Genomic DNA, 24,229 nt, shown 5'->3' with positions numbered 1-24,229 from the left:
GACACCTCCTACTTTATTAAGCCCCTGTTTTAGGCGCAATCGTAATTTGCCCATATACAACTGCTTCTTGGTCCCATAATGTAACATCTTCACGTTCGATTGCTCGAAACTCAGAAGTGTTTGTTCTCCAAGCATTTCCGCCTTCTTTGGTCATATCAATAGATAATTGTTTTCTATCCCAAAGAATAACTGCCTCTTTTAAGTCACCAACAATGAAAGGTGCTTTTCCGTCTTTATCTGTAGCAATTGTTTTATTAGACAAAACAATAACGGGCTTACCGGAAAATAACTTACGAGTTGGATTTGTTGGATCTGGTTGAAGTAGTGGACGTCCATTTTTATCTTCTAATTGATCTAAGTAATTAAATCCATCTTGGTTTGTAAAAATGTTAGCTGCTGCTGCAAATATTGGATCTAGTGTAACGTTTAATGTTGTTTTAAGACCGTTATAATCCTTTAAATCAACTTTTGTTAGTTTATTGATTTCTTGTAAAATCAAATAGTTTCGAGTTGCAATAGATTTTTTCGCGATCCATTGACGTAAATAACTTTCTAAAGCTTGATCTGTATCATCTAACAAATCATTTGGTACTGGTAAAAAGCCTGCATAATCCTCAATTGCATAAGATAAACGATCGAATTCAGGAGAAGCAATTTCTTGCATTGCATTTGGCTTACCATACTCAGATAATGGCGCAAAAGGTGTAGATGCTGCACGTTTTTCTAGTGTACGGGCTCCCTTGTTTGTTGATACAGGTTGTACATTTACATATTGTTCTAGGCTATCAACCGTTTGTTTTAATTGATTAATAGTTGTCGTAATATCTTCTGGAACAATATAGCCACCATCTTTACCTGAATTCTCAGATAAGGCCGCTTTGTATTCCTGCATAACGCTTGCTTCTTCATGACTTAAATTTTGACCACGGATAGCTTTCATAAATACTTCTTTGTACGATGGATCTTCATTTTTAACTGATGATGGAGGCAAAACTCCTGCTTGTGAATTTACAGGGTCAGAAACTTGAATTTGCATCATTGCTAGATAGTTATCCAATTCATTTTTTGCGTTTTTCGCTTCCTCAATTTTTGCCTTTGCATCTTCATATTTACCGCTATTGTTAAATTCTTCTGCTTTCGCTTTTAAATCAGCAACTTTTTGACGTAACTCTTGTTCACGTTTATCCATTCGGTATTTCCTCCTTGTTTTGGCACAAAAATAGACCTATAGCTCTAACAGGTCTAGTGCGTTTTGTATTTTTAATTGTTCGTTATTATCCTTATTTGGAATAGAAGGAGCCTTTGCTACAATCTTATTTGGTGTTTTTTGATATTTATCAAAGTAATCACTGCTACAAGCTGCGATGTCTTTCGCTTCTACAACTTCAATATTGAAGTATTTTTCAGCTTCTTCACCACTTAACCAAGTCTCAGCATCTACTAATTGTTGAATTTCTTCAATTTCAACGCCTTCTTTTAAGTTTTCTTTGTATACATTCATGATTCCTGACTCGATGTTATCAAGGTCCTCTGCTGCTTTTCGGAAATCAATTGCATTTCCAGCTGCATATGTCCAAGGCTTATGAATCATTAAGAAAGCATTAGAAGGGACAACAACACGATCACCAGCCAGGGCGATTACGGAAGCGATAGAAGCTGCAACACCATCTACATAAACAGTTTTCTGAGCCTTATTGCGCTTTAACATGTTATAAATGGCTAAACCAGCAAATACAGAACCACCACCACTATTTACATAGATATTAAGGTTACTTTTATCATCCAATTGCCCTAAAATGTTTTTTACATCATCCGGCATAATATCAGAATCATCCCATTTCCAACCTGTATTATTTATGATGTCACCATAGATAAATAGATCTGCTGACGATTCCGTTTGATTTTTAATAGTAAATACGTCTTTAATCGTCCTCACCTCCCTTCTGTAGTGCCCCTCCATTAGCTTTCGCTAATTGGTATTCATCGGCAATCTCAATAGATACATGGTTTAAGTCAACGCGATGTTTATCACCGTATTCCCCAATCCCGTCCATGTCCTCTAGTTCCAGCACCTTATTAATAGAAAATGCACCAGCATCTAACATAATTTTGTAGAATTCTGCTCGTGATTTAGAATCAGCACGTAATAAGCTTGTCAGATTAAACTTTAGATAATATCGTTTTTGTTCATTAAACGAAAATGATTTATAAGAAAACTCTTCTTCATACTGTATAAGAATTGGGCTCAAAGTATTTTGAATAAAATCTAACGCCTGTTGCTCAATATTGGAGAAAGTAGCACGATCTAACTCATTAATCATGTGCAACGGAATGTTAAAGATATTTGCAATCTCGCCCTTATCAAATTTCATACCTTCAATAAATTGGGCATCCTTTAAAGGCATACCAACCTTCTCAAATTCTAAACCAGCATCTAAAATGGCAATTCTTTGAGCATTATTTAATCCTGTATTTGCCTCTTCCCATGCATCACGAAGTACTTCTTTTGCCTCTTTGCCAAGTGCTTGTTGCGTTTTTAATATTCCGCTATGCGCTGCACCGTTTGTAAAGAACTTACCTTTAAACTTCTGTGCCGCCTGTGAGCTACCTATAGACTCCCTTGCAATTTGAATAGGGGGTTTCCCCTTTAGACCATCAGTAGACAATGTTGTAAGATGAATAATGTCATCATCAGGTATTTTTATAGGTGTGCCGTCTGGCAAACTAGTGAAATACCATAGCTTATTGGTCTTTAGGTCCACAGTGGGCGTTGTAACAGCTGGATTCAGTACCCATAATTCTTTTGGTCTTCCATCCACACCCCAATGAATATTGATGTAGGCATTTCCCCATGTATTACGGTGTGTTTCAATTAAATGTTTGAATTTGAATGGGCTTTGATAAGGATTGGGTCTTCTTTCTAGAACAAAATATACTTGATGTGCCTTATCCCGTTCCCTTCCCTTCGCTGTCTTTTTAAACGTTTGGAACGGAAGCATCGCAACACTATTTGCAAGGATATTAATACACCGATAAACTGTTGGAACACCTAAAGAGGACTCAACCGTTACCTTTTCACCGCTTGCGGCTTGATATCCAAATAAACTTTTAAACCAAGGAGAAGGATTTTTTAAATCTGTCGTATCCTGATTTCTAAATAACTGCCGAAAAATCAAATGTTTCACCTCCTTTCTATCTTCTTATCATTACCACCCCCATCATTGTGAGAATAATCCCTAACAGATACCATCCATAAATCGGATTAACAAAAAAAGTCGTCCCTACAATGATGGACAACCCTGAAATTAATAGAATATCCTCTAAAATACTTATAAAAAATAATAAGAATCGCATGTAATTCCCCCTAGAATGAGAAATCTTGACTTAAAATATAGGAATTTAAGTCCATTTCACCAGAATTGAGCATGCATCGAACATGTGAGTTAATGACAGCTGCTATCGGATCAATTCTTTCCGTTGTTTTCGACTTGTCCAACATGATATTTTCGTTAGCATCCTGTTTTGTTATAGCATTACTAGTTGCCCAGTTCAGTACCGGGTTGTTGTTATGGATGACCTTCTTTTGATACACTTGTTCACGAAAATCCTTTGTAGGGCCTGATAAAGTTGCCATACCTTGGCGTATCTCTATCATGGTATACCCTTCCGCCTCCATGTCTTGCATAAATTGTGTTGCGTTCCATGGATCGGCACATATTTCTTTAATCTTAAATTTATGATCTTTTTTCATATTTCTAATATGTGTTTTAATATATTCGTAATCAACCACTGCACCAGGTGTTGTTGTGATCCATTTTTGTTGTACCCACAGATCATAAGGGACTTTATCCGTTTGTCTCTTTTCAGCCAACGTATCTTCTGGCATAAAGCTATGACTAATTACGATATACTTATCATCTTTTTTAAACTCAAACGAAATACTTGTTAAGTCAATTTTTGCTGATAAATCGACACCTACGGTGCATTCCAACCCTTTTAATTCGGATAATTCCACCGTTTCTTTACAATCCTTCCATTTTTGCATATCCATATAGCCATTTTCTTTCATATCCACCCATCTATTCATGTTTTTCGTGAGATAATTACGCATTTTCTCAGGTACATCAAGCGCTGATTGAAGTTCTCCTTTTAAAAAAGAACGCCCTTCTTCATAACTACATAGGATTGGATTTGCTTTTTCCCACACTTCCGGATTCGTAATCTCATCATCTTTATCTAACTCATTAACCATGACAAAGTATTCTTCATTTTCAATATCAATATTAGGGTCCAAAATTTTAGAAACATATTGATACTCCACACGATAGCAAGGATGACTCAAATTAAAACCAGCTGTCGTTATAATCATCATAAGTGGATTCGGACGAGCACCTGAACCTGACACCAGAACATCATAAATTTCTGAAGTAGGATGTGCATGATACTCATCGATAATCCCGCACTGGACATTCAGTCCATCACCAGATTTTCCCGCATCTTTTGAGAGCGCGGAAATAAAAGAATCGGTTTTGAGATGCTCAATTTTCCCATACGCAATATTGAATTTTTCTTTTAGGTCTTCGCACCCATTCATTTGCGCTTTAATTTCGTTCCAAACAATCTTACTTTGTTCCGTTTTTGTGGCACCAACATACACTTCCGACATATTCTCACCAAAGGCCATTGCTTCATATGAGCCAACGCACGCTAATGATTGAGACTTTGCGTTTTTACGTCCAACTTGCCAATACGCCTTTTTAAATCGCCTTAATCCTGTATTACGATGAACCCATCCGTAAATATTGCTAAATACAAAAATTTGTATCGAATGTGGTTCAATTCTCTGACCTGCTAACTTTCCTTTTGTATGTTTAAAAAGAGACATCCACTTTAGGAAACGAAGTGCTTTTTCTTCTTTAAAAACATATGGAAAATCTTCAGAACCTTCACGTTCAATATCTCTTAAAAATCGTTTACAAGCCTGTTTATGCTTCTGACAAGCAACAACTTCATCATTTAGTACATCATCACAGTAGTCCAACATCCATTGTCTGATCATGTTATACGTCAAACTCCTTTTCTACATTTGTTTTCGGACCTTGTTTACTATTTGGAATGACAATTTTCGCTCTTGCACTTGGTGTAAGACCAAACTCAACAGCCAAAGCCTTCATTTGTTCATGCAATTGCTTCTTCTTTGTAAGTAGTGGATGTGGCACTTTATTGGTTTCAGCTGCCTTATTGGTATATTCAACAAGAAGTCCTTCTTCTCGGATAATTTTGGTGCATTCAACATAGTCAGAGTAAGCATCGCAATATGTTGCTAATGCATTCACATCTATGTTTGTAATAACATCTAACTCTAGTAATTCACCAGCAATCCGTCTAAATTCTTTCTTAGCAATTGAATCTAACCACGTTGGTGGTTTTACCTTGTCCTTTTTTGCTTGTAACTGTTTTTCGGCTTTTAATCGCTGCTCAATTTCATCTTTTGTCAATCGATTTGTATTACCTTCTAATAAATGCAAATGAATCGGTTTCGCTTTCCTTCCTATGTGAATCACCTCCCTCGGCTGAACCCCCTTTTATGGAATAAAACGAACTTTTTGCACGGAAAGCTAGGCGGCGGTCTCCAGAAAGTCGCCTTTTGCTTTTTCATAGTGGGGGGATGTTTATGAATTTTTTCTTTCGAATTATTTTTGGTTTTTCTTCTCATCTTCTTTTGTTTTCTTGTTATGGCAAGCATGGCAAAGCGTTTGTAAATTTGATGGTTCTAATCGTTTCGACCAATCAACACGGATAGGAATGATATGATCGACTACATCACCTATCTTAATGACATCTTTACTTCTACATTGAACACATAAGCCATGATCTCTACGAAAAATAAGCTCACGCATATCCTTCCACAATCTTGAGTTGTAGAAGGAACGTGAGCTTTTATTTCGAATATGTTTGTCATAATATCTTACAGTTTCTTTTTCCTTTTCGATATGTTTAGCACAATACTTATCCCGTGTTAGTTCATTGCAACCTAACGACTTACACGGCTTGAATGGTTTACTTGGCACCTTCCACCCTATTCCTCAACCGTTTCATTTCATCCTCGATTGCCAGATTATTTATATTAATCCGTTCGTGACACTTTGCATTGTCACCTTGATACTTACGAACCTTATCGTTCACATATGCAGCAACATGCTCATGACCACAATGAGGACAAATGTAGAAACACTTCTCAATTCTTTTTGGAAGCTGTGACACTTGTGGTTGCATATCGTAATCTTCATTACAGTTAGAACAGTAGACTTGCATCTGTCTCACTCCCTTGGAAAGAATATTCCGATTATACATTTACTAAATAAATACAATTCGTTATACTAAAGTTAACATTGCCATCAGGAAAAGTGATTCGCACCCCAAAGCGAGTTGCTTTTCCTTTTTTATTGCTGTTTTTAGAATTCATCCATGGTTTTATCTAACAAACTAACCATCGCTTCTCTTCTTTGCTTTGGCGTGGTGTTATCTTCCATCTCGTTAAAGATTGGTATAACAGTTTCTAATTTCTTTTTATCGATACGTTCATTTACAAGGTCTGGTCCCAACATCGAAATGAATGTACTGATTATAATTGCTTGTTCTGGTTTAGTTAGTTTAGCTTTATTCATCCTTCATCCCTCCAAAATAAAAAGCACCCGAATGGATGCTTTTTATTTTTATTCCAAATTGATAGCTCTTAAATCCGCTAATTTACGTTGATTTTCTAATATATATTTATGCGTTTGGTGTAATGCAGTTAAAATTTCAGTTCTCTTAGTAACGTCTGGAACATCAATTAAATCAAATGATGCTCTAGATTCCGTTTTAGGCTTGTCATCTTGGGAGTCATAATATGTAATACTCTCAATCTCCAAACCACCTGGACTTAATGCTAATTTGAATAATGGGGAATTATTTAAATCTCCACCGCCACGAGCTCGAAGGACAATCTCATGTAGATGGCTATCATCATTATTCCACATGTCTTTCCAAGATTCTTCAAATGGAGAACCGTCATAAATTTGATTAACTGCCCAGCCATGTTTTTCATTATATTTTAATTTAGCACCTAATACCCTTGTTCTTTCAACGAAATTTTTAATGAAATAGTCATTACCCAACATTAAATTTGTCATAATGTAGTTGAATTCAGCTTCAAATACTTCTTGCCAAATTGCGTCTAAAACACCTGTAATTCTTGCTCTAGCAGTAGTTCGACTTAAATTTTTAGGTGAATAGTCACGTTGTTGAATCAGCAATTTCCGATTATTAAAATCAATTGCAAACATCGTTCTTTCCCAAGGTTCAATGTTGTCAATTGAAGTTTCTTCTCGATCTGATCCTATTGATGTTTGGTCTGGTATATACTCTTCATGAAGTGCTCCTACAAATACTCCATTTTCAAAATTGAAGTCCTTGTTTACACAATAACGTAAATTGTGCTCTCCAGGGAAAAAGCCCATATTTGTTATTTTTTGTACTACTTGATTCCATAGAACTTCTTCGTTTTGCATTTGAATAATTTGATAAACTTTTAAATTCACAAAAAAACACCCCTTTGTCAGAATTTTTGATTCATACCAATTTTAACAAAAGAATGTATTTTCAGTAAATAGCGTATTGTATTATTAGATTAAAAAATTATAGTTGTATTTTCTGATGGAATCCAGAATTCCGATCCATCTGCTGTTATAATCCTATAATCAACCTCTCCGCTATCCATTCTTAAATCCATAACCTTAGCTACTTGTCCATCATACACTCCATCTTCAGAACAATTAATTTCAACTTCATTTGGTTTTATTAAATTCATCTTATTCCTCCTATTCGATACTAGTAACCCATTTTATTCACTAAAATAAAATATATACTCCCTATTCTCATAATACGGTAAATGAAGTTTTATTCTTCTTCCAACTGACAACCACGACGGAAACTATCGGCAAACTTATCAGGTACCCTCATTCCACCTACCTAGAATGTTATTAGCTCAAAGAAGAGCAAAAGCTCTCCTTAATAACGGTATCATTCAATCATTACCATCTGCTGGTTTCGGATTTTATGTGCCGTCATTATGAAACCGTTTAGACAACATATAGTTTATAAAAGAATTTATGAGCTATGTTTTCCGCCACTTCTCACAATACAAATATATCACGTTGATTCTAAAACAACCGGCACATTTACTGCCAAAAAGCGGTCACGACTCTGCCACTATTTTTATTTTCTTTTCTCAAGCTAGCTATTCGAAATAAAAAGTACCCCTATCATATAATCAAAACCATAAATGATAGGAGTACATGTTAATTATTGTATTTTATAACTCATCTCTGTTCGTGCTTCATAATAATAATTAGTACCTGGTTTTTTTATCCTTTGCATCTACGATTATTGTATACGTACCAGCTTTTGTTGGTTTCCATGTAACCGTATCTTTATTGCCATACTCTTGTAGTGTAGTCAAGTTTCCCTTTTCATCACGGATAAAGTAACGATACTCTGGTTCTGTACTTCCTTCTGCTATTGCCTTCAATGTAATTGGGGTTCCTGTCACTTAAAGACTAGCATGATCTACTGTTAGATTAACACTGTCCACTGAAGGGGTCCCTACTTTAAATTCAGCACTACTTAAATCATACTCACGAGAAGGGCTAACTGTTAGCTCGTTGTTAGCATTATCAGTAATATATATGCCACTAACTTTCCATAATCCCGGCTCAAAAGTATTAGTGATATTCTGATATCTTTCATATCTACCTGTCTCAGCGTTATATTGAAGACTAATACGCGCAGATTTTCCTGTAATAGGTGTTTTATAATATACAAACACAGTTTTTATACCTGACTCATTATCTACTGCATCAATAGATATTTTGACTTGCTCTCCTTCCTTCACTTCTTTTTTATCTACATTTATACTATTGAAAGTAGGAATCTGGACATCTATTGCTGCATAGACAGCGCTACTTCCTAATTGAATATTAAGTAAGATTACTATACTTAATACTAAGATTAAAAATTTTTTTGTAACTTTCATGTTTCTGTCTCCTAATTTTGATTGTAATAGGTAAAAATGGACTTAGACTATCATTACCTTCATAAACCGATTTTTGTAACCCACCCACAAAAAACAGACTTATTCTTTGCGGGTTTAATTATAGATTATACCCCCTCTCCTTTTCTCTAAAAATCCCTAGATTTATGCTTAAACAAAAGTAACTTATTATTATTATATATCAATTGTAAATATAAGTAAAAACCCAATCGCAAACTATGATAAATATTCATTATTAGTAATCCTAATCTTTGTACATTTCTCTCCTCTTGAATTACCCATATCTTATATTTTGTGTAACTGACCCCTTAGCTGAATCCCTTGGTATCATTGAATTTATAATACTTTCTTTTTTGAGTTACATAGTACAAAATTTATGAGTAACTGTAAGGAGTACCACCACATTGCTATCAAGCTAAGAATATGAATTTTATCAATCCATGTTTTTCTTTTGCATATTGGCTAGTATAGAAAAAAATGGTTATTATCTGCCCAGCAAACTCTCAGCAGATAATAACCATTTGAACTAGCGTATCAATGATTTAATTAGATAACCTCACAAATATATTATTGAACCACTCCAAATACATTAATTTCAGCGGCACTTGTCCATGGATTGTTGTTTACCTCGCTTAATGCACGTAGTTTAATATAACGACCTGTCTTGTTTGCAAAGCTGACCTCTTTCAAGTTAGTATTGTTTGCAAAAGCACCTACGGATACAGCTGTTCCCCAATTCACTCCATCACCACTGACGTAAAACTCATAGTCCTTAATCGTTCCGTTTATTTGTCCGTCTTGTCTTGGCAGGTAGCTGAATTTGGAAAGGTCATAGGTCGCACCTAAATCAATTTGAATCTCGTGTGGCATTGGAGCTACAGGACTCCAGTTGGTATGCCAAAATGTATCTTTGTTTCCATCAAAGGCATACGTACCTAAATTATACCAATTATAGCTGTCTACATATTTTAAAGTCCAATTTGTTTGCGGAATCCAATTAGCTTCTTTTTTTGTGACTGCTACATTCATAGCAGAATTACTTGTACTTGTCGTTGTAATCGTTACTCCTGATTTTTCTCCCGTGTACGTATTACTATTCGGATTAGTGTCTGGACCAAAGGTAGCAGCATGATTTTGATTCGTGTAATAGAACGGGTCTTGGTATTCACTGACTGATTGCTCTATATCAATGAAAGGATGAGAATCACTGGAATTATTATTCATAGATTCATCAATATGCCAAACCGCAATACCACCAGAATTTGTTGGTAAGCTCGCATCATACCCAACCTTTGCCCGATTCTCAACTAAAAAATACGTATTATCCTTTAAAAGAATCTTTAACACATTATAGTTATTTGGGATCGCATTTAGAGTAAAGTTATTAGTGGTATTTACTACATTTGGTGTTACAAATCCTAATTTTACTTTTGACCAAGCATCCATATGACCGGGTGTAGCTCCATAATCTTCTCCTTGAAGACTATTCCAAGATCCATTACCCATTATACTTAGGCTACCCACACGATTATTATCACCATATAGATCTGGCAAGCCAAAGGAATGACCTAACTCGTGAGCAGGGATACCAATCGTTGCCATATGACCATATTGTTTTTCACCCTGTGCCGTATACATGCCTGATACCGTAACACCATCGTGATTTGTATTTGGAGCATACGACTGATGTGCCCAAATATAAGGAAGTGGAGCACCAGGAGCAGCCTGTTCATTACCAGCAAGAAAACTTACAATGTAGAAGCCATCTTTAGAGTCAATGACTTGATCATTATTAGTATCAAGACTAGCAAAATTCACTTGAGAATCAGCTTTAGCCAGTGCATCTGTTATAACCGTACCCATACTTTTCCCCGATGTACTCGGATGAGCGTAATCTAATTTCACTTTAACCACTCCATCATTTTGAGTACCATATGTTTCGGGAGATGGATTTATCTGTACTTTTCCGTTACTCACTTCATTATAGTAATTCTTAACTGACTTTTGATTTGTAGAAAAGAATTTATTACTCCAGTCGTTATCGTTATATGCAATATCAACATCCGTAAACCCAATTAACAAAACAAGTAATTTTTTGTTTCCTAAAACTGGAGTGACAGTTCCATCAATATTTTTTGGTGATTCTTTTTGTAATTTATTCATGTGCTCCTGTTTTTTCTTTGCTTGAGGGTTGTATTCCTTTATCCATTTGTTCAAATTTTTCTCATTTATCGCCATTGAAGGCTTCTTATCAATTTTATATTTTGTACCCGTTGATTTCAGTTCATCTGATGTAAGCTCAGCGTAATTCCAATATCCCTTCTGATCTTGTAAAAGTACGTCGCCATCCTTTGTTCTTACCCAGTGGAACCATTCATCTCCATGTAACGTTCCCTCAAAAGTTTCGCCTGACGGCTGCTTCATTTTGACAACTCCCTCGTATGCTGGTGCGGCAAAAGCATTCGTTTGAACATACAAAACACAAATCAAAGAAAAAACGGACATGAACAGGAATTTTAAAGTTCTTTGCATAAACTTTCCCCCTTTTTCAATTGTGTGTGGAATATTCTGTTGATTACCAGACTAGATTCATACATGGAATAGATCGACAGATACATTTGTATAACACTAACAGAATACCTTTAATTATAATTACAGTAAATTGAAAAAATGTTAATTTTTTATCTCGATAAATATTTTCTCAAGATTCTCCAATAAAACAGGATTGATGATGGTAGTTCTTCAGAGAACTAATGATTTTTTGCCTAAAATGTGTCTTAACGTAACATGCAATTTTTTTTGATGTGGTAATCCCATCGCAATCAGACTAAAGTTTTAAACTATCTCAAAAGAAAAAGCAATGCTCAGATTTTAAACCTAGTCATTGCCTTATCCATTGCATCTTGATTTACACCTATATAACGTAACGTGACCTTCTCTGACGAGTGATTAAATATCTCCATGAGCAATGCTATGTTTTTCGTTTGCATGTACATGTGATATCCATATGTTTTTCTTAACGTATGTGTCCCTATTTCATCTAAACCGAACTCTGCCGCTGCTCCACTTAATATCTTATATGCCATGCTACGACCGATTGGACGATTCCTGCCTTGCCTACTTTGTAATAAATATTCATTGTCTTCTCTGTCTTCAATAAACCATTTAAGTTCTCTTTTTAACGCTGCAGTAATTTGTATTCGTTTCTGTTTCCCTGTTTTCTTTTCTCTCATAGATATATGACTACCTTTGACATCTCCTACTTTCAATTTCAAAATGTCCGAGATTCTCAGTCCTGTATTGATTCCCATAATGAAGAGAATGTAATTACGTAAGCTCTTTTCCTTAAAATAATCTTTTAGCTGCTGTATTTGCTCTGGATCACGTATTGGCTGAACAAAATTCATTATTTATTACCTCCAGTTTCTTCAGTCTCATAAACTTCTAATCTAAGAGCAAAAGCAAGTTTATAAAATACTCTAGCCTTAACACGTCGATAAGTACGCTCGCTCATGCCGATTTCACTATATACCATATAATCACATACATCTTCATCTTCTAAATAACGCTTAATGATGATGTCTCTTTGATCCTTTCCTGCGCGCCCATTACCCAAACGACTAAGAAACTGGTCAATACGAAATGATGTTTGCTTAATCCACTCTTCTCTTTTATTTTGTTGAATATTAGCCATCGCTACATCTTCTAGTGGCTTCCCTACATCATTTGTAGGTCCGTGATATCTAATTTCATAAGAAGGGGTGACTTTCATTTCTTCACGCATCATTCCAAACTGTCTATATAAACGTACATTTTCGAGAACACCTTCTAATTTTTTCTGCGTTGCTACTCTATCGATTTTTGGTAAGAAAGATAATTGTTTACTCATGTAAGACCACTCCTTTTTATTTTTAAATTACTTTTGTCTTAAAGCTCCACGCCTACGTTCATAACAAGGTCTATGCATCCCCATTAAATCCTCAATTTCACGAGTACTTAATTTCTCTTTTGGTTTTTTCCTCTTTTCTTGCTTGGATTTCTTTTTCCATTCATGTAACTGATCTTTTAACCCCTTCATTACCCCATCTCCCTTTTTAAAATAAAAAGGACACCGATTCCTAAAACAGCTTTAATTGCTACTTTAATGAATTGGTGTCCTCTAGTTTTCTAGCCGAACTATATTCTGTTTGCTTCGCTTTAAAAGGATTATTTTATTTAAATTTAGCTTAATTCTCACCAATAATTGTCTAAAAATTTAAAAATCGTTATATAATGAACTTAATTCAAAATTAGGAGTGGTTAAAATGCCAGATACAATAAGACTCGTTCTTTTCATCCTTATAGCAATTAGTGCTGTTTTCTCTTTAATAAAAGAGTTTAAAAAACCTGAGAAAAAAGCACTTTGGATTACGATTGAATTTTTAGTTCTTTTCTGGGCGATATGGGTAATAGCGAATATCATAATATAATTTATAAATTATGATTCCTCCCCTGAATAAAGCTCAATATTCCGTCAATACTGTAGACAACCCATTAAATTACTTTCTTCTTGTTCCCCCTTGGAGATGAGCAGTTAGCTTTTGCTAGCTGCTCTTTTTATGTTTTAAGTGAATAAAATTCTAAACATTGTCTAACACTGTAGACAAGACTTTAAAAAGTCGATTTCTCCCACTCTAGCTTTCTTGGTCGAGAGCCGAGCGGTTAGCAAAAGCTAACTGCTCTTTTTTAATTGAAGGTTTTCTATAACATAATTTATCTGTTTTATGATTAAATTTTCATGATTCTATCCATACTAAACTTGGGCTTTATAGCTCAAATAATCTTTCATTTATTTGGTGGACAGTTCATTTAATAAATTGTCTGCCTAAGCCATTTAATAATTCTGCTTTATATTAAAATGAAATTTTCATTCAAAAGCCCCCTAATTATCTCTTCCTAATAACACGAAACGCACCCTAAAAACCCTAATAATTTTATATACAAATGATAAAAACTGTACTTATATGCTAATATATAAGCCGTTTCTTTTTGAAAAGTAAACCATAAAATATAATACAGGACCAAGCTTTCTAAAAGTTTGGTCGAGTTAATTTTAGAAAGGAGCGAATTTCAATGGCTATCGTTAAACCTTTTGTGGCAGGTAGAAAATTCACGGGCTTAGCAAGCTCTGGGACAGGTACTGGTGCTACATTTGCAATTGCTGCAACAGCTTTTACAAATGATATAGGGACCAATACAGCATTTCCAGCTTCATATTCTTACTACAACCTCTATATTAATGGCGTTCTCCAAACAGCTGATACCTCAACTATCACTGTTGGCCCTTCTTCTATTACCATTCCTGGTGGAGATGTACTTGATGGAGCAACTCCAATTATCGTGGAATTTATTGTAACTTAGTTATATTTTTATCAAATAAGTTTTTTGTCAATTTTTTCACAATTTATATCTATCAGCATATACTAGTATAGAATGATAGATATTTATACTCACTCTTGGAAAGGGCACTTATTCATAGTGCTCTTTTCACTTTTAATTTTTATTATCAAATAGCGTTTTTTTAACTATAACTTTTTATCAATCCCTACCCCTATACATCGGATATCTACCACTGTACAAGGCAAATACATCTTTTTCGCTTTTAAAAACTCCTTAACAGCCTCAAATGCTTCTCTGTCTGTTTCTGGTCCCTGAACATCGACAAAAAATTCTTTCTTAGATTCATCTTCCTGAATCAATACATTCCATACATTCCCGTTTTTTTTATGGTGATAAAAGAAATTCTTCTCCCTATGTTGATACTGGACACCTTCTTGTTTCGGATAATACTCGAGGAAACTATCTCCGCAATGTGGACAGTATGCGATATCCGGAACACTAGAAAATTGACCTATTTTGAATTTGAATGAACATATTTCACATTGAAGACTCAGAGCCATTCCCATCCCCCCTTTTCTCCCAAATAACGATTTTGTTATATATGTTTTTTCACAATTCATAAGAAAATACATATATTAATATGGGCTGCACATGTATTCAGCTTACAAATTAGGCCTTGTGAGCTGACACCTATTTAAAGGGCACATTCATATATGTGCTCTTTTACTTAAATTTGTTTTCACATTTAAACCGGACAAGCATATATTATTGTATGGAGGCATCCACTCATAGAAATCTACCTTTCTTGTCCAAGAGCACATATATCGTACTCTTTTTTATGCCCAAATAAGAATTTTATTAAGTTCCATTAACATTTTTATTTCTTTCGAATATAGTATTATCATCCAAGTGAATACAAAGGTTGCTCCGGACCAGCTTCCTTGTATTCCTTGTGTTCCTGTTATAAAGAATCCGTATATAAACAGCGGGTTCTTTTATTGTTTCTAGATAAAATAACTATTTTATTAAGTTTTTTATACCAGTAGTACATCCCTTATTAACTTGTTACTTTTATTTTTCCTAAAAAAATAAAAACGTTTGTTTGTATTTTTTATTACTGCCCATTCCCTCTTACTCTGCATTCCTATAAATAGACAACAGCATAGGATAAAAAGTAAATGATGAAATTATGAGAGGAGCTTGGATATGCAACATATTCCACTTTATTATTATCAATCTCAAAGCCCAATGGATAGCATCTGGAATAATAATGATTGGATTTACGCTTGGAATCCTTATTATTACAGTTACAACAATAATGATTGGAACCACAACCGGAATCCTTATTGTGAAAATGTTAGATTAACAGATTATGGAGCTAGACCATTTGTATTGAATATTAACCAAGCCACTAAACAAAACAATACTTACCGCACCGCTATATGGACAGGAAAAAACTTACAAGTGACTTTAATGAGTATTAATGTTGGAGATGACATAGGTTTAGAAGTACACCCTACAACTGATCAATTCATACGTATTGAAGAGGGCCAAGGACTCGTTCAAATCGGTGATACCAAAGATAAATTAGATTTTCAAGAAATGGTCTATGATGACTATGCAGTTATGATACCTGCTGGAAAATGGCATAATGTAATTAATATGGGGAATAAACCACTTAAAATTTACTCTATATATGCACCTCCAGAACATCCCTATGGTACAGTTCATGAAACAAAAGCGATTGCCATGTCTACTGAAACAAATCGGTATTACTAATGAGAAAATATCTTAGTCTTAAACAAAATCATTGCTTAAATACTTCAAAACCATAAAAAATTTAAAATAACTCTTAGTCATAGAGCCCCTTAAAAACCAATCTTTAATTTTTAAATAAAGATTTTATCTATATCTATACACTAATCTCATACTCTGACATACAATAATAGTGCCTTTCTATATAATGTGAATTCGTCACTGTCGTTATAATGAGGTATAAGGAGCGCTCTCAATTAGCGCTCTTTTTATTTAAATAACGCTTTTATAAAGTAATTGATAGCCCTGCAAGCCTTTTATCATATATATAGAATTTTCTCCATATCGTATACAAAGATGAGATTTCTAGAATATGATGGGAGGTAACATATGACTAACTCAAATATTTACGACTTCATCATGAAATACGCCCGAGGACCCCATTTTCATCAAGAATTCCCCATAATATTATTTTGGAGTCAAAAAAGTGGATGTACATCACTTGCTCATTGGTTTTTTTATCAAATCAATTTGTTTAAGGAAGCCATTAAATATAACCCATTCATCCATAATTATGAGTTCGACATTTACAAAAATTCAGTTTACTACTTTACTGGGCTTGCTAATGCATTATCCACAAATGAAAAATCTACATATAAACTTGTAAGAAATCCCTATAAAAGAGCAGTAAGTTCATTTCTCTCACTAATCCCTCCACCAAATATTGAACATCCCGAATGGCAACCAATTAGACAGTTTTTATATCATGATAAAAACTGTAATAGAAAAATCTCCTTTAAACTTTTTTTATATTACTTAAAAGCACATATGAATAATTTAGATGATGTGAACCCTCACTATGTGCAACAATATATTCAAGGCGAAGAAGAGTTTGTTACAAACTATATTCACCTTGAAAATTTCTCTTCTGAAATTTCTAATTTAGAGAATATATATGGTTTAAAGAAGTCCCCTTTAGATATATTAACTAAGTCATGGCATCATCAAAGTAAGATCACCATTTTTAAAGGTAACTATGCAGATGCTGACATTACCGATCCTCTATTCCCACGACTCCCAACATATGAAAGTTTTTATGACTCCGAAACTATCCAATTAGTTGAAAACATTTTCAACAAGGATTTCACCGTATACAAATACTCCCTAACTCCCCTTTAAAATATGGGCATTTTTATAATCACAGGTTCATAATTATTATAGAGAAACTTAAGCCACCTACTTAAGTTTCCTCATAATACTCCTGCAAATTGAAGTTGGGCACTATTCTAATAGTGCTCTTTTTCTACAAAATTCAAATTTGGTCTTACTCTACATCTACACGTGTTTGACTTGCTTCTCGACTAAAACCATCAGGATATCTTTTAGCTAATTTTGCAATATTCATTTCAGCAATATCTTGTAACGTATATCCCAGTTCGTGAGCCATAATTGATAAATAATACAGAATATCTCCAAGCTCTAAGGCTAATTTATAAGTATTTCCGTCCTCTTCTCCTGGACAATGCGATGGTTGGAAACCATGTCCATGATAAATTGCTTTTTTTACAATATCGGCAACTTCACCAGCTTCGCCCGTAAGTCCTAAAGCTGCATTTGAAACTCGTCCTCCAAAATCAGTTTTGTTATTCCAAGTTCGTAAAGTTGCTTCCTAATAATCATTTAATTCATCAATCGATAAGATACTTGCAATCTGTAAAACTGTAGCTTCATTTATAATTTGTTCCTCATTTTTTGCTTCACTCATTAATTTAGTTGCTTCTAATACACCATTTTCCATAATGTTCATTTTGATTTCCCCTTCCTATTTAGCAAATTCCTAATCCTATCGGACGATTTTCAATTAAATACTTATCAGCCTGATCTATTACAAGGAGCGCAACTTCCGCTTGGTGCCTTCTTAAAGCTTTTGCCATCTTTGGCAAGCTCATGCCCTGACACCACATTTCACGAAAACGAATTACATCTCTTTCATCCCAAATGAAGTTAGCTTCTTCTAAAGCGATGTATACCTTCAACCGTGATTCCTTCATCGCTTCATGATTTCTTGCTACACTCATAAGCGAACCTACTTTCTAAAATCGATTATTTTATCTTTTCAGTAAACTTAGTATCTACACGATCAACTTTACCGTTTACCCAAACCGCCACTTGCTCACCGAATCCACTCATTGGCGGATTTACTGCTGTTACATTTCCGTCCTTCACTATTAAAAGTTTGTTGCTACTAACATCAATTTCTATTTTTTTCATATGTCCATCTCCCTTTTACTACCGCATGTACTCGACAACATCAGGTTTAAATCCACTTCCTAAATAAACCCTTACCGGAATTATTTCTTTTTTATCCCTTGCTGCCTTACACAATTCTTCAGCTGTATCCCAATTGAAAAACTTATCTACAGCTCTTTGAAATCTCCAAATAGCCATTACATATTGTTCAAAGATGTCATAACGATCATCTTGTTTAGTTGTGCATGGTAATTCATCCGTACACTTTGCATTCGTTGGAACTCGGACGCGTACATCAGCATATTTAGTGCGTCCAGTTCCTCTCTTCACATTTGCCTTCATTACATCGAACTCACAATTTGTTGGCTCTACATCGAAAATGTTTAGTTGCTTAGGCATGTGCCATCCCACTCTTCTGAATAAGATCCAGTAATTCAATTACCCCTTCCTTGCTTAAAAACATTCGGCCACCTAGCAACTCTATGTTGTTTTCAGAAACTTCACCCGTTACAAAGCATGACTTTTCATGTCTTCTTAAAACGATGTTTTCACCATCGACATGAAAATCTAGTGCCGTTCCTTCGGTAATACCTAAAGTTCTGCGTAACTCTATTGGAATTACTACACGACCTAGCTCGTCCACTTTTCTTGCAACACCTGTGTTTTTCATATCTTACTCCCCTTTAGTATTTTTATATTTATTTAGAATCTCATCCAAACGTTTCTTATTATTTTCAAGATCATTGCTTTGAGTTCGCTGTGGCTGCTGTATTGGCTCTTGTTCTTCTTGTTTGCGTAACCAATCCGGTACAACTTCCGTTCGTTTGGAATAACCTTTACCAGTACGTTTTTGGCTTTGTTGTTTTCTTTTAAACTCTTCTTCCGATGCTGTTACATCATCTAATATACGAATATTGTTATTGCTCCAATGCTTTAAAATACCCTCAGCATAATTCCATTTCTTTTGTTGCTTCAATGCACGTTCCATAGCTGCTTGTACAAGTTCTTCACTTGTATCATTTACCCATCCTGAAATACTTTCGGCAATGAATGAATTTAAAATACCGAAATTATTTTCGTAAAAAGAAAATATACTACTACTTACATTCTTTGTTGTAATCTCTGTAGTAATATTTGTAGTAATCTCTGTATTTGTCTTACGTTCTAATGTAAGAGCCTCTTCCGTTTTATTGTAGGAGGGTGATACTTTAGAATGTAAGACCCTCTTACTTTCTGAAGTAATAGGGCTATTGCGTTTCATTGTAGGAGGGGTACAATTCCCCCAATACATAACAGATATTTTCTGGATCATTTCAGGTATAGGTTCAACAAACATAACGTTATTGCACCTAGTCCCGTTAACAAAAATTGTCCTAAACTCAACTTTTATAAGATCCCGTTCTTTTAGAAAGTCACACGCTTCTTTTACTTGCCTTTTTGTAAATCCAAATGAATCGGCTAATTGTTGATAATTTTTCTGAAGCATGTCCGCCTTAAATTTTTGTTTATACTGAATTTGATTAAATTCTTCACTTCTTATTTCAGTCGGTTTATACCAATAGACGATTTCCCCTAATATAGTAATGGCAACAATATTTGGTTTACCGTTTTCTAATATAAGTGTTTTAAACCATCCGTGATCTATAACATTGCCACGAAAATTTATTTGTCCTATTTGCAATACCTTGTTATTCATAACCCTCACTCCTTTTTGTAAAACCCAAGTACTATTTCCCTACTTTCCGTGGTATGCTTATAATGAATTGTTTTTTCTTAAGGACCCATTGCCGTGGGTCTTTTTATTTAGTTCTACACCTTCCCAATCCCATTTTTTTATTGTTTTAAAAGGGATGTAAAACAACCATAGACCAAATGCGATTAACATTCCGAATATAAATAACGATGTTGTATCTGCCACTAAATCACCTCCCTCTGAGCTTCCAACCACGACTCTAAATCTTTTTGTAAGAATAGCAACTTACGTCCCTCTCTTATTACCGGAAAATTCGGATGATTTGCCAATTCGTACATTCTACAAACAGCAATGTTAAGGTAAGCTGCCGCTTCTTTCACTCGCATTACTTTGTTTGGTTGAGATTGTTGTTGTAAGTCAGCTAATGCTGACCTGATTTCCTCTCTTACAATTTCACGAATTGACTCTTTAATAATTTGATCTATTCCCATTTTGTTTTTCTCCTTTCAAAAATAATGTAAGATTTAATTATTGGAACTAAAACTAGTCAAGTATGGGAAGTTTGGACTTCAACATCTAAAAAAAGGTTATAAACATCTTCTTCTAATATTTGTGCTACTTGTAACGCATCGTCCAATGCAGGTGTTGCGTAACCAGTTTCCCAATTACTTATTACAGTTTTGTCCTTATTTATCAACGCTCCCAATTGTTCTTGAGTATAATTTTTTCTTTTTCGAGCGCTAATTAAATTATGACGTTTCTTTCTCACGATGGCACCTCCTAAAATCCAAGTTTTTTGGACTTCTTGTATTCATTATACATACAATAATTTTGGACTGTCAATTAAAAAATACGAGTTTTTTGGACTTAAGACAAAAAACAAAAAAACTAATGCAAAACCCCTACAAACAAAGTACAATTTAATTGTACTTTTATTTCGCGAATGATTATTTGTAATTTGGTGAATATATTAACGGGGTGATTTTGTGACTATTTTAGGCCAGAGAATAAAAGACTCTAGAAAGAAACGTGGTCTTACCCAAGGAGACTTAGCATTAAAAATAAAAGAAAATATGGATACAGAAACTAAAGTAACAAAAACTACTATTTCTAATTATGAAACTGGGTATAGCTCTCCTTCAAACGAAATGTTAGTAGTAATTTCAGATGCATTAAAGGTATCTGTTGATTATTTACTTGGTCGATCTGACGATCCAGAACTAAACGCTGTTCAATATACAAAATTAAGAAAAGAATTTAATGAGTTAATAGATGCATTAGAAAAAATGCCAAAAGAAAAACAAAACATGTTATTAGATATGATGAAGGCTGCTGTAGGCCATAATAAAAAATGATTGTCAGCATACGAGCTAACAATCATTTTTTTCTTTTTTCATTATATTTTTTATGTTTTCAATTTCTCCTTTTTTCTTTTCATCATTTGTTAAAACTCCTACCTTTAACATCTTCCATAGTGTAATTGCAAGCGTATTCCCCATACTCATCTCTCCCATAGTGTAACATTCGGTTTGTGAAATTATCACAAACATTTCCTAAATATCAATTTTAAAATTTAGGAAATGTCCTTAAAAATGACGAATGCGATTGCCTAATTTTAGACAATCGCATTTAACTATTATGTAATTTTAATTTGTAATAAAGCGGTACTAACCCATTCCGCCTCCTGGATCAACCATATATAATATTACTCGTGCTTCGTTTTTAGGTTGCGCTTTCTGTTCCTTCGATGGAGTTAAGAATAGTACTCCAATTAAAGCCAAACTTGTTACAAGGGTCATTATTTTTTTCATTTAACATCACCTTTATAAATTGTACCATATCTATTAATATCTACCAATAATATTTTTGCGAATTTACTGTAAAATATATTCCCAGCACATTCATACATTTTAATTGCCTTATTAACCAACTCAGTATCACCATTCGCTATTCCTAATATACAAGTTTGCATCGCGGATAATTCTACATTTTTTATTTTTAAATCATTCAATATTTTCTTCGCCACTTCTTTATCACCATTTACTATTTCATTAAAAGCCTTTTCAGCTTCACCGCATTCTTCTATAAAATCTACTTGTTTTCCATATATTAATTTTAGAAAAGCATACGTATTCAAGATATTCCTCCTTCTTATCTCCATTCTTTCAAACGGACAATCTCCCAGCACACTTAGCGCCTCCTTTATATACCATTCGGATTTTGAGTAATCTTCCATCATATAAGATTCCCCTAAATATACAAATGCAGATGCTTTTAGAATCAATAAACAATTACTTTCATCATTTGTATTTATAATTTCATGACATAATGATCGGCATTCTTCAATCTTTTCTGCTGTTAAATATGCATATGCTAAGCCCTCTTTAATACGCATTGTATATGCAATTCTAATGAAATCATCTTCTATGTTATTAACTTCTGGTTGTAATACTTCTGCATAATCAAATAAAGAATTAAATCGTTCAAGATCATACATTGTATAGAACGTTAGTATACCTAATAAAACTTGCATCTCTTTAGTTTTAATTTTCCGGCCATTTTTTCGATGTTCTAATTCTTCTAAGAAAGATGTTCCAGTTAAGTTACCTTTCCCTCGCTTCCAAACTAGTTCATATACATAGGCCCATTCTCTATTAATTGCTAGAGAAGATTTCTTCTCTTTTTCTATCATTAGTTCTAATAATTCTAAATCACCTAATGCGTTTGCATACTCCATAGCAATTCGAGAATTTTTTTTGCTCGTTGTTACTATACTAAACCTATGAATTAAATCTTTTTTCTTCATCATATCGTCTTCACATAAAATATTTAATAACTTTACTACATTCCAAAAATTAAATTGACGCTTCCCTGATAAATTTTTTGAAAAACTCCCACCACTAATGCCTAACACTTTTGCTAATTCATCTTGTTTTAATCTTTTAAAATCAATTTTATCAATAAGTTGACTTAAAACTTGTTCCACTTTTGTCCCCCTTCTGGAACAAAAGACACATTCCCTACTTTAAAATTCATCAGAAAACGCGTCATTGTCATGAACTATCTCTAAAAGGTGTGTTATACTATGTAAGACTCATGGCAAATGTTTCCCTAGTGCATTAGGGTAAACGGTGTAAAAGTGTTACCAGCACAATTACACGCGCTATGGGTCTTTTTCGTTCCGCTAAATTATATTATTAAGAATATTCTATCACAAATAACCCAAACAGCTATTCCCTCATATTCTGAAAAAACTTGAGAAAGTTAAATATGTTTATAACCCCCTAGTTTTTTAGCCGTTCAAATAAATAATGCAATATTGCATTTGATAACCCTTTTCGTTGTGACCACAATGATTATATTTTTCTTTTAATTCAAATATTATATGTGCAGGTTTTTTATGTAAAAAACCTTGCGCCTTCTATATCACAATTTAAGAATAAGAAAAGCCACNNGTGGCTTTTCTTATTCTTAATAGACAAAATTAATTTAAATTCATCATTTTCTTCACGCTATTTTTAAAATGAACATAATTATGTTTTTCTACTAAACGGTCTTTTACTCCAATCTGCAGATAAATTATTTAACAAGAAAAGTGTATTTGGAACTGGTGATGGCAACCTCGCAGCTTGAAAATTTGTAAGAAGCGGAGATGCAATAACGCCATCTATGGTACTACCAGCTTGAACTTGCACCATATCCCCTGCATTCAATTGTACTATGGTAGAAACTGTTACCGCATTTAAAAGTCCAGTATTCCCCCCAAAAAAGCTATCATCTCCTGCTATTAAAGCACTGTTAACTGTTATAAATACTTCCGTCACATAATTTAGAGTATCATCAGTAGGACTAAAAATTATAGTAGTAATAATTAAATATACTCCATCTTGTTGCGGTATAAATGTTGATACACCATCATATTCACCATTTAAATCGAATTGTGTAGTTTCAAATGTTACTATAGACAGTGTATTAGCAGTAACGGACTGATCAGTAGATTTGAAAGCTCTGAATGCAGATTCAAATCCCGTTGGACCTGTTGGGCCTGTTATTCCAGT

34 protein-coding genes and 1 pseudogene are annotated in these 24,229 nt (G+C 34.1%); 5 read left to right on the top strand and 30 right to left on the bottom strand.

Annotated features, from left to right (window positions below; genetic code table 11):
• Positions 1 to 16: 16 nt before the first annotated feature.
• The 16 genes from CN409_RS12770 to CN409_RS31840 all read right to left on the bottom strand — a co-directional run bounded on the left by CN409_RS12770 (position 17) and on the right by CN409_RS31840 (position 13,172).
• Positions 17 to 1,189 (bottom strand): phage major capsid protein, encoded by a 1,173-nt coding sequence (locus CN409_RS12770; RefSeq protein WP_087875741.1) that lies wholly within the window; start codon positions 1,187 to 1,189, stop codon positions 17 to 19.
• 36 nt (positions 1,190 to 1,225) lie between these two features.
• Positions 1,226 to 1,936 carry a head maturation protease, ClpP-related gene (locus tag CN409_RS12765; RefSeq protein ID WP_016077617.1) on the bottom strand — a complete coding sequence of 237 codons (711 nt, stop codon included), beginning with the start codon at positions 1,934 to 1,936 and terminating at the stop codon, positions 1,226 to 1,228.
• On the bottom strand, positions 1,923 to 3,176 hold the full coding sequence (locus CN409_RS12760; protein ID WP_016077618.1) for a phage portal protein: 1,254 nt from the start codon (positions 3,174 to 3,176) through the stop codon (positions 1,923 to 1,925). The genes CN409_RS12765 and CN409_RS12760 overlap by 14 nt, the downstream gene beginning before the upstream one ends.
• 188 nt (positions 3,177 to 3,364) lie before the next feature.
• Positions 3,365 to 5,059: a terminase large subunit gene (locus CN409_RS12755; protein ID WP_097981536.1), complete on the bottom strand. Its 1,695-nt coding sequence runs from the start codon at positions 5,057 to 5,059 to the stop codon at positions 3,365 to 3,367.
• Position 5,060: 1 nt separating this feature from the next.
• On the bottom strand, positions 5,061 to 5,564 hold the full coding sequence (locus tag CN409_RS12750; protein WP_016077621.1) for a phage terminase small subunit P27 family: 504 nt from the start codon (positions 5,562 to 5,564) through the stop codon (positions 5,061 to 5,063).
• Between the two features lie 129 nt (positions 5,565 to 5,693).
• Positions 5,694 to 6,071, bottom strand: a complete 378-nt coding sequence (locus CN409_RS12745; protein ID WP_097981537.1) for an HNH endonuclease — start codon at positions 6,069 to 6,071, stop codon at positions 5,694 to 5,696.
• Positions 6,061 to 6,315, bottom strand: coding sequence for a hypothetical protein (locus CN409_RS12740; RefSeq protein WP_097981538.1), 255 nt, complete (start codon positions 6,313 to 6,315; stop codon positions 6,061 to 6,063). The genes CN409_RS12745 and CN409_RS12740 overlap by 11 nt, the downstream gene beginning before the upstream one ends.
• A 140-nt stretch (positions 6,316 to 6,455) precedes the next feature.
• A complete protein-coding gene (locus CN409_RS12735) occupies positions 6,456 to 6,668 on the bottom strand; it encodes a hypothetical protein (protein ID WP_088069182.1) in 213 nt (70 codons plus the stop codon).
• Between the two features lie 48 nt (positions 6,669 to 6,716).
• Positions 6,717 to 7,583, bottom strand: a complete 867-nt coding sequence (locus tag CN409_RS12730; protein ID WP_001050327.1) for a hypothetical protein — start codon at positions 7,581 to 7,583, stop codon at positions 6,717 to 6,719.
• Between the two features lie 89 nt (positions 7,584 to 7,672).
• Positions 7,673 to 7,852 carry a hypothetical protein gene (locus CN409_RS12725; protein ID WP_097981540.1) on the bottom strand — a complete coding sequence of 60 codons (180 nt, stop codon included), beginning with the start codon at positions 7,850 to 7,852 and terminating at the stop codon, positions 7,673 to 7,675.
• 540 nt (positions 7,853 to 8,392) lie between these two features.
• Positions 8,393 to 8,572 (bottom strand): triple tyrosine motif-containing protein, encoded by a 180-nt coding sequence (locus CN409_RS12710; protein ID WP_170955786.1) that lies wholly within the window; start codon positions 8,570 to 8,572, stop codon positions 8,393 to 8,395.
• Positions 8,573 to 8,593: 21 nt separating this feature from the next.
• Positions 8,594 to 9,076, bottom strand: coding sequence for a hypothetical protein (locus CN409_RS12705; RefSeq protein ID WP_097981543.1), 483 nt, complete (start codon positions 9,074 to 9,076; stop codon positions 8,594 to 8,596).
• 585 nt (positions 9,077 to 9,661) lie between these two features.
• Entirely contained in the window at positions 9,662 to 11,626 is a 1,965-nt protein-coding gene (locus CN409_RS12700; RefSeq protein WP_097981544.1) for a M6 family metalloprotease domain-containing protein, read from the bottom strand.
• Between the two features lie 332 nt (positions 11,627 to 11,958).
• Positions 11,959 to 12,501 carry a site-specific integrase gene (locus CN409_RS12695; protein ID WP_097981546.1) on the bottom strand — a complete coding sequence of 181 codons (543 nt, stop codon included), beginning with the start codon at positions 12,499 to 12,501 and terminating at the stop codon, positions 11,959 to 11,961.
• Entirely contained in the window at positions 12,501 to 12,983 is a 483-nt protein-coding gene (locus tag CN409_RS12690; RefSeq protein ID WP_097981547.1) for an ArpU family phage packaging/lysis transcriptional regulator, read from the bottom strand. The genes CN409_RS12695 and CN409_RS12690 overlap by 1 nt, the downstream gene beginning before the upstream one ends.
• 27 nt (positions 12,984 to 13,010) lie before the next feature.
• Positions 13,011 to 13,172 (bottom strand): hypothetical protein, encoded by a 162-nt coding sequence (locus tag CN409_RS31840; RefSeq protein WP_097981549.1) that lies wholly within the window; start codon positions 13,170 to 13,172, stop codon positions 13,011 to 13,013.
• Between the two features lie 226 nt (positions 13,173 to 13,398).
• Between CN409_RS31840 and CN409_RS31835 the strand changes: the two genes are divergently transcribed.
• The gene (locus CN409_RS31835; protein ID WP_001113468.1) at positions 13,399 to 13,563 is read left to right on the top strand and encodes a hypothetical protein; all 165 of its coding nucleotides are present in this window, start codon (positions 13,399 to 13,401) and stop codon (positions 13,561 to 13,563) included.
• A gap of 643 nt (positions 13,564 to 14,206) precedes the next feature.
• Positions 14,207 to 14,494, top strand: a complete 288-nt coding sequence (locus CN409_RS12675) for a DUF4183 domain-containing protein (protein WP_044585247.1) — start codon at positions 14,207 to 14,209, stop codon at positions 14,492 to 14,494.
• A gap of 164 nt (positions 14,495 to 14,658) precedes the next feature.
• On the opposite strand, the gene CN409_RS12670 is transcribed toward CN409_RS12675, so the two are convergent.
• Positions 14,659 to 15,033, bottom strand: a complete 375-nt coding sequence (locus CN409_RS12670; protein WP_097981550.1) for a hypothetical protein — start codon at positions 15,031 to 15,033, stop codon at positions 14,659 to 14,661.
• 646 nt (positions 15,034 to 15,679) lie between these two features.
• On the opposite strand from CN409_RS12670, the gene CN409_RS12665 reads away from it, so the two are divergent.
• Positions 15,680 to 16,252 (top strand): cupin domain-containing protein, encoded by a 573-nt coding sequence (locus CN409_RS12665; protein ID WP_097981552.1) that lies wholly within the window; start codon positions 15,680 to 15,682, stop codon positions 16,250 to 16,252.
• A gap of 366 nt (positions 16,253 to 16,618) precedes the next feature.
• Positions 16,619 to 17,407, top strand: coding sequence for a sulfotransferase family 2 domain-containing protein (locus tag CN409_RS12660; protein ID WP_097981553.1), 789 nt, complete (start codon positions 16,619 to 16,621; stop codon positions 17,405 to 17,407).
• Between the two features lie 145 nt (positions 17,408 to 17,552).
• Here the strand turns inward: CN409_RS12660 and CN409_RS12655 are convergent.
• The 9 genes and pseudogenes from CN409_RS12655 to CN409_RS12615 form a co-directional block, all read right to left on the bottom strand.
• A pseudogene (locus CN409_RS12655) lies at positions 17,553 to 18,035 on the bottom strand (nucleoside triphosphate pyrophosphohydrolase family protein).
• 19 nt (positions 18,036 to 18,054) lie between these two features.
• Positions 18,055 to 18,306 (bottom strand): helix-turn-helix domain containing protein, encoded by a 252-nt coding sequence (locus CN409_RS12650; RefSeq protein ID WP_097981555.1) that lies wholly within the window; start codon positions 18,304 to 18,306, stop codon positions 18,055 to 18,057.
• Positions 18,307 to 18,331: 25 nt separating this feature from the next.
• On the bottom strand, positions 18,332 to 18,499 hold the full coding sequence (locus CN409_RS12645) for a DUF3954 domain-containing protein (protein ID WP_000717826.1): 168 nt from the start codon (positions 18,497 to 18,499) through the stop codon (positions 18,332 to 18,334).
• An 18-nt stretch (positions 18,500 to 18,517) separates the two neighbouring features.
• On the bottom strand, positions 18,518 to 18,877 hold the full coding sequence (locus CN409_RS12640; RefSeq protein WP_097981556.1) for a cell division protein SepF: 360 nt from the start codon (positions 18,875 to 18,877) through the stop codon (positions 18,518 to 18,520).
• Positions 18,870 to 19,148 (bottom strand): AbrB/MazE/SpoVT family DNA-binding domain-containing protein, encoded by a 279-nt coding sequence (locus CN409_RS12635; RefSeq protein ID WP_097981558.1) that lies wholly within the window; start codon positions 19,146 to 19,148, stop codon positions 18,870 to 18,872. Before CN409_RS12635 ends, CN409_RS12640 begins: the two co-directional genes overlap by 8 nt.
• Before the next feature lie 3 nt (positions 19,149 to 19,151).
• A complete protein-coding gene (locus CN409_RS12630; RefSeq protein ID WP_097981559.1) occupies positions 19,152 to 20,174 on the bottom strand; it encodes a DnaD domain-containing protein in 1,023 nt (340 codons plus the stop codon).
• A gap of 57 nt (positions 20,175 to 20,231) precedes the next feature.
• Entirely contained in the window at positions 20,232 to 20,396 is a 165-nt protein-coding gene (locus tag CN409_RS31830; RefSeq protein WP_097981561.1) for a hypothetical protein, read from the bottom strand.
• Positions 20,396 to 20,662, bottom strand: a complete 267-nt coding sequence (locus tag CN409_RS12620; RefSeq protein ID WP_086403813.1) for a helix-turn-helix domain-containing protein — start codon at positions 20,660 to 20,662, stop codon at positions 20,396 to 20,398. Before CN409_RS12620 ends, CN409_RS31830 begins: the two co-directional genes overlap by 1 nt.
• A gap of 56 nt (positions 20,663 to 20,718) precedes the next feature.
• Positions 20,719 to 20,940, bottom strand: a complete 222-nt coding sequence (locus CN409_RS12615) for a helix-turn-helix transcriptional regulator (RefSeq protein ID WP_097981563.1) — start codon at positions 20,938 to 20,940, stop codon at positions 20,719 to 20,721.
• A 217-nt stretch (positions 20,941 to 21,157) separates the two neighbouring features.
• On the opposite strand from CN409_RS12615, the gene CN409_RS12610 reads away from it, so the two are divergent.
• Positions 21,158 to 21,526 (top strand): helix-turn-helix domain-containing protein, encoded by a 369-nt coding sequence (locus CN409_RS12610; RefSeq protein ID WP_097981564.1) that lies wholly within the window; start codon positions 21,158 to 21,160, stop codon positions 21,524 to 21,526.
• Positions 21,527 to 21,541: 15 nt separating this feature from the next.
• Here CN409_RS12610 and CN409_RS32550 read toward each other — a convergent pair whose 3' ends face one another.
• The 4 genes from CN409_RS32550 to CN409_RS32335 all read right to left on the bottom strand — a co-directional run bounded on the left by CN409_RS32550 (position 21,542) and on the right by CN409_RS32335 (position 24,223).
• Positions 21,542 to 21,670, bottom strand: a complete 129-nt coding sequence (locus CN409_RS32550) for a hypothetical protein (RefSeq protein ID WP_255260092.1) — start codon at positions 21,668 to 21,670, stop codon at positions 21,542 to 21,544.
• A gap of 168 nt (positions 21,671 to 21,838) precedes the next feature.
• Positions 21,839 to 21,982, bottom strand: a complete 144-nt coding sequence (locus CN409_RS31825) for a hypothetical protein (RefSeq protein WP_170955785.1) — start codon at positions 21,980 to 21,982, stop codon at positions 21,839 to 21,841.
• Complete coding sequence (locus tag CN409_RS12605) at positions 21,979 to 23,157, bottom strand: AimR family lysis-lysogeny pheromone receptor (RefSeq protein ID WP_097981566.1); 1,179 nt, start codon at positions 23,155 to 23,157, stop codon at positions 21,979 to 21,981. Before CN409_RS12605 ends, CN409_RS31825 begins: the two co-directional genes overlap by 4 nt.
• A gap of 547 nt (positions 23,158 to 23,704) precedes the next feature.
• Entirely contained in the window at positions 23,705 to 24,223 is a 519-nt protein-coding gene (locus CN409_RS32335) for an exosporium leader peptide (protein WP_240518636.1), read from the bottom strand.
• Positions 24,224 to 24,229: the final 6 nt, after the last annotated feature.

This window comes from Bacillus sp. AFS012607, assembly GCF_002558005.1.
GTDB lineage: Bacteria > Bacillota > Bacilli > Bacillales > Bacillaceae_G > Bacillus_A > Bacillus_A thuringiensis_S.
This window is presented reverse-complemented; position numbering and strand designations above follow the sequence as displayed.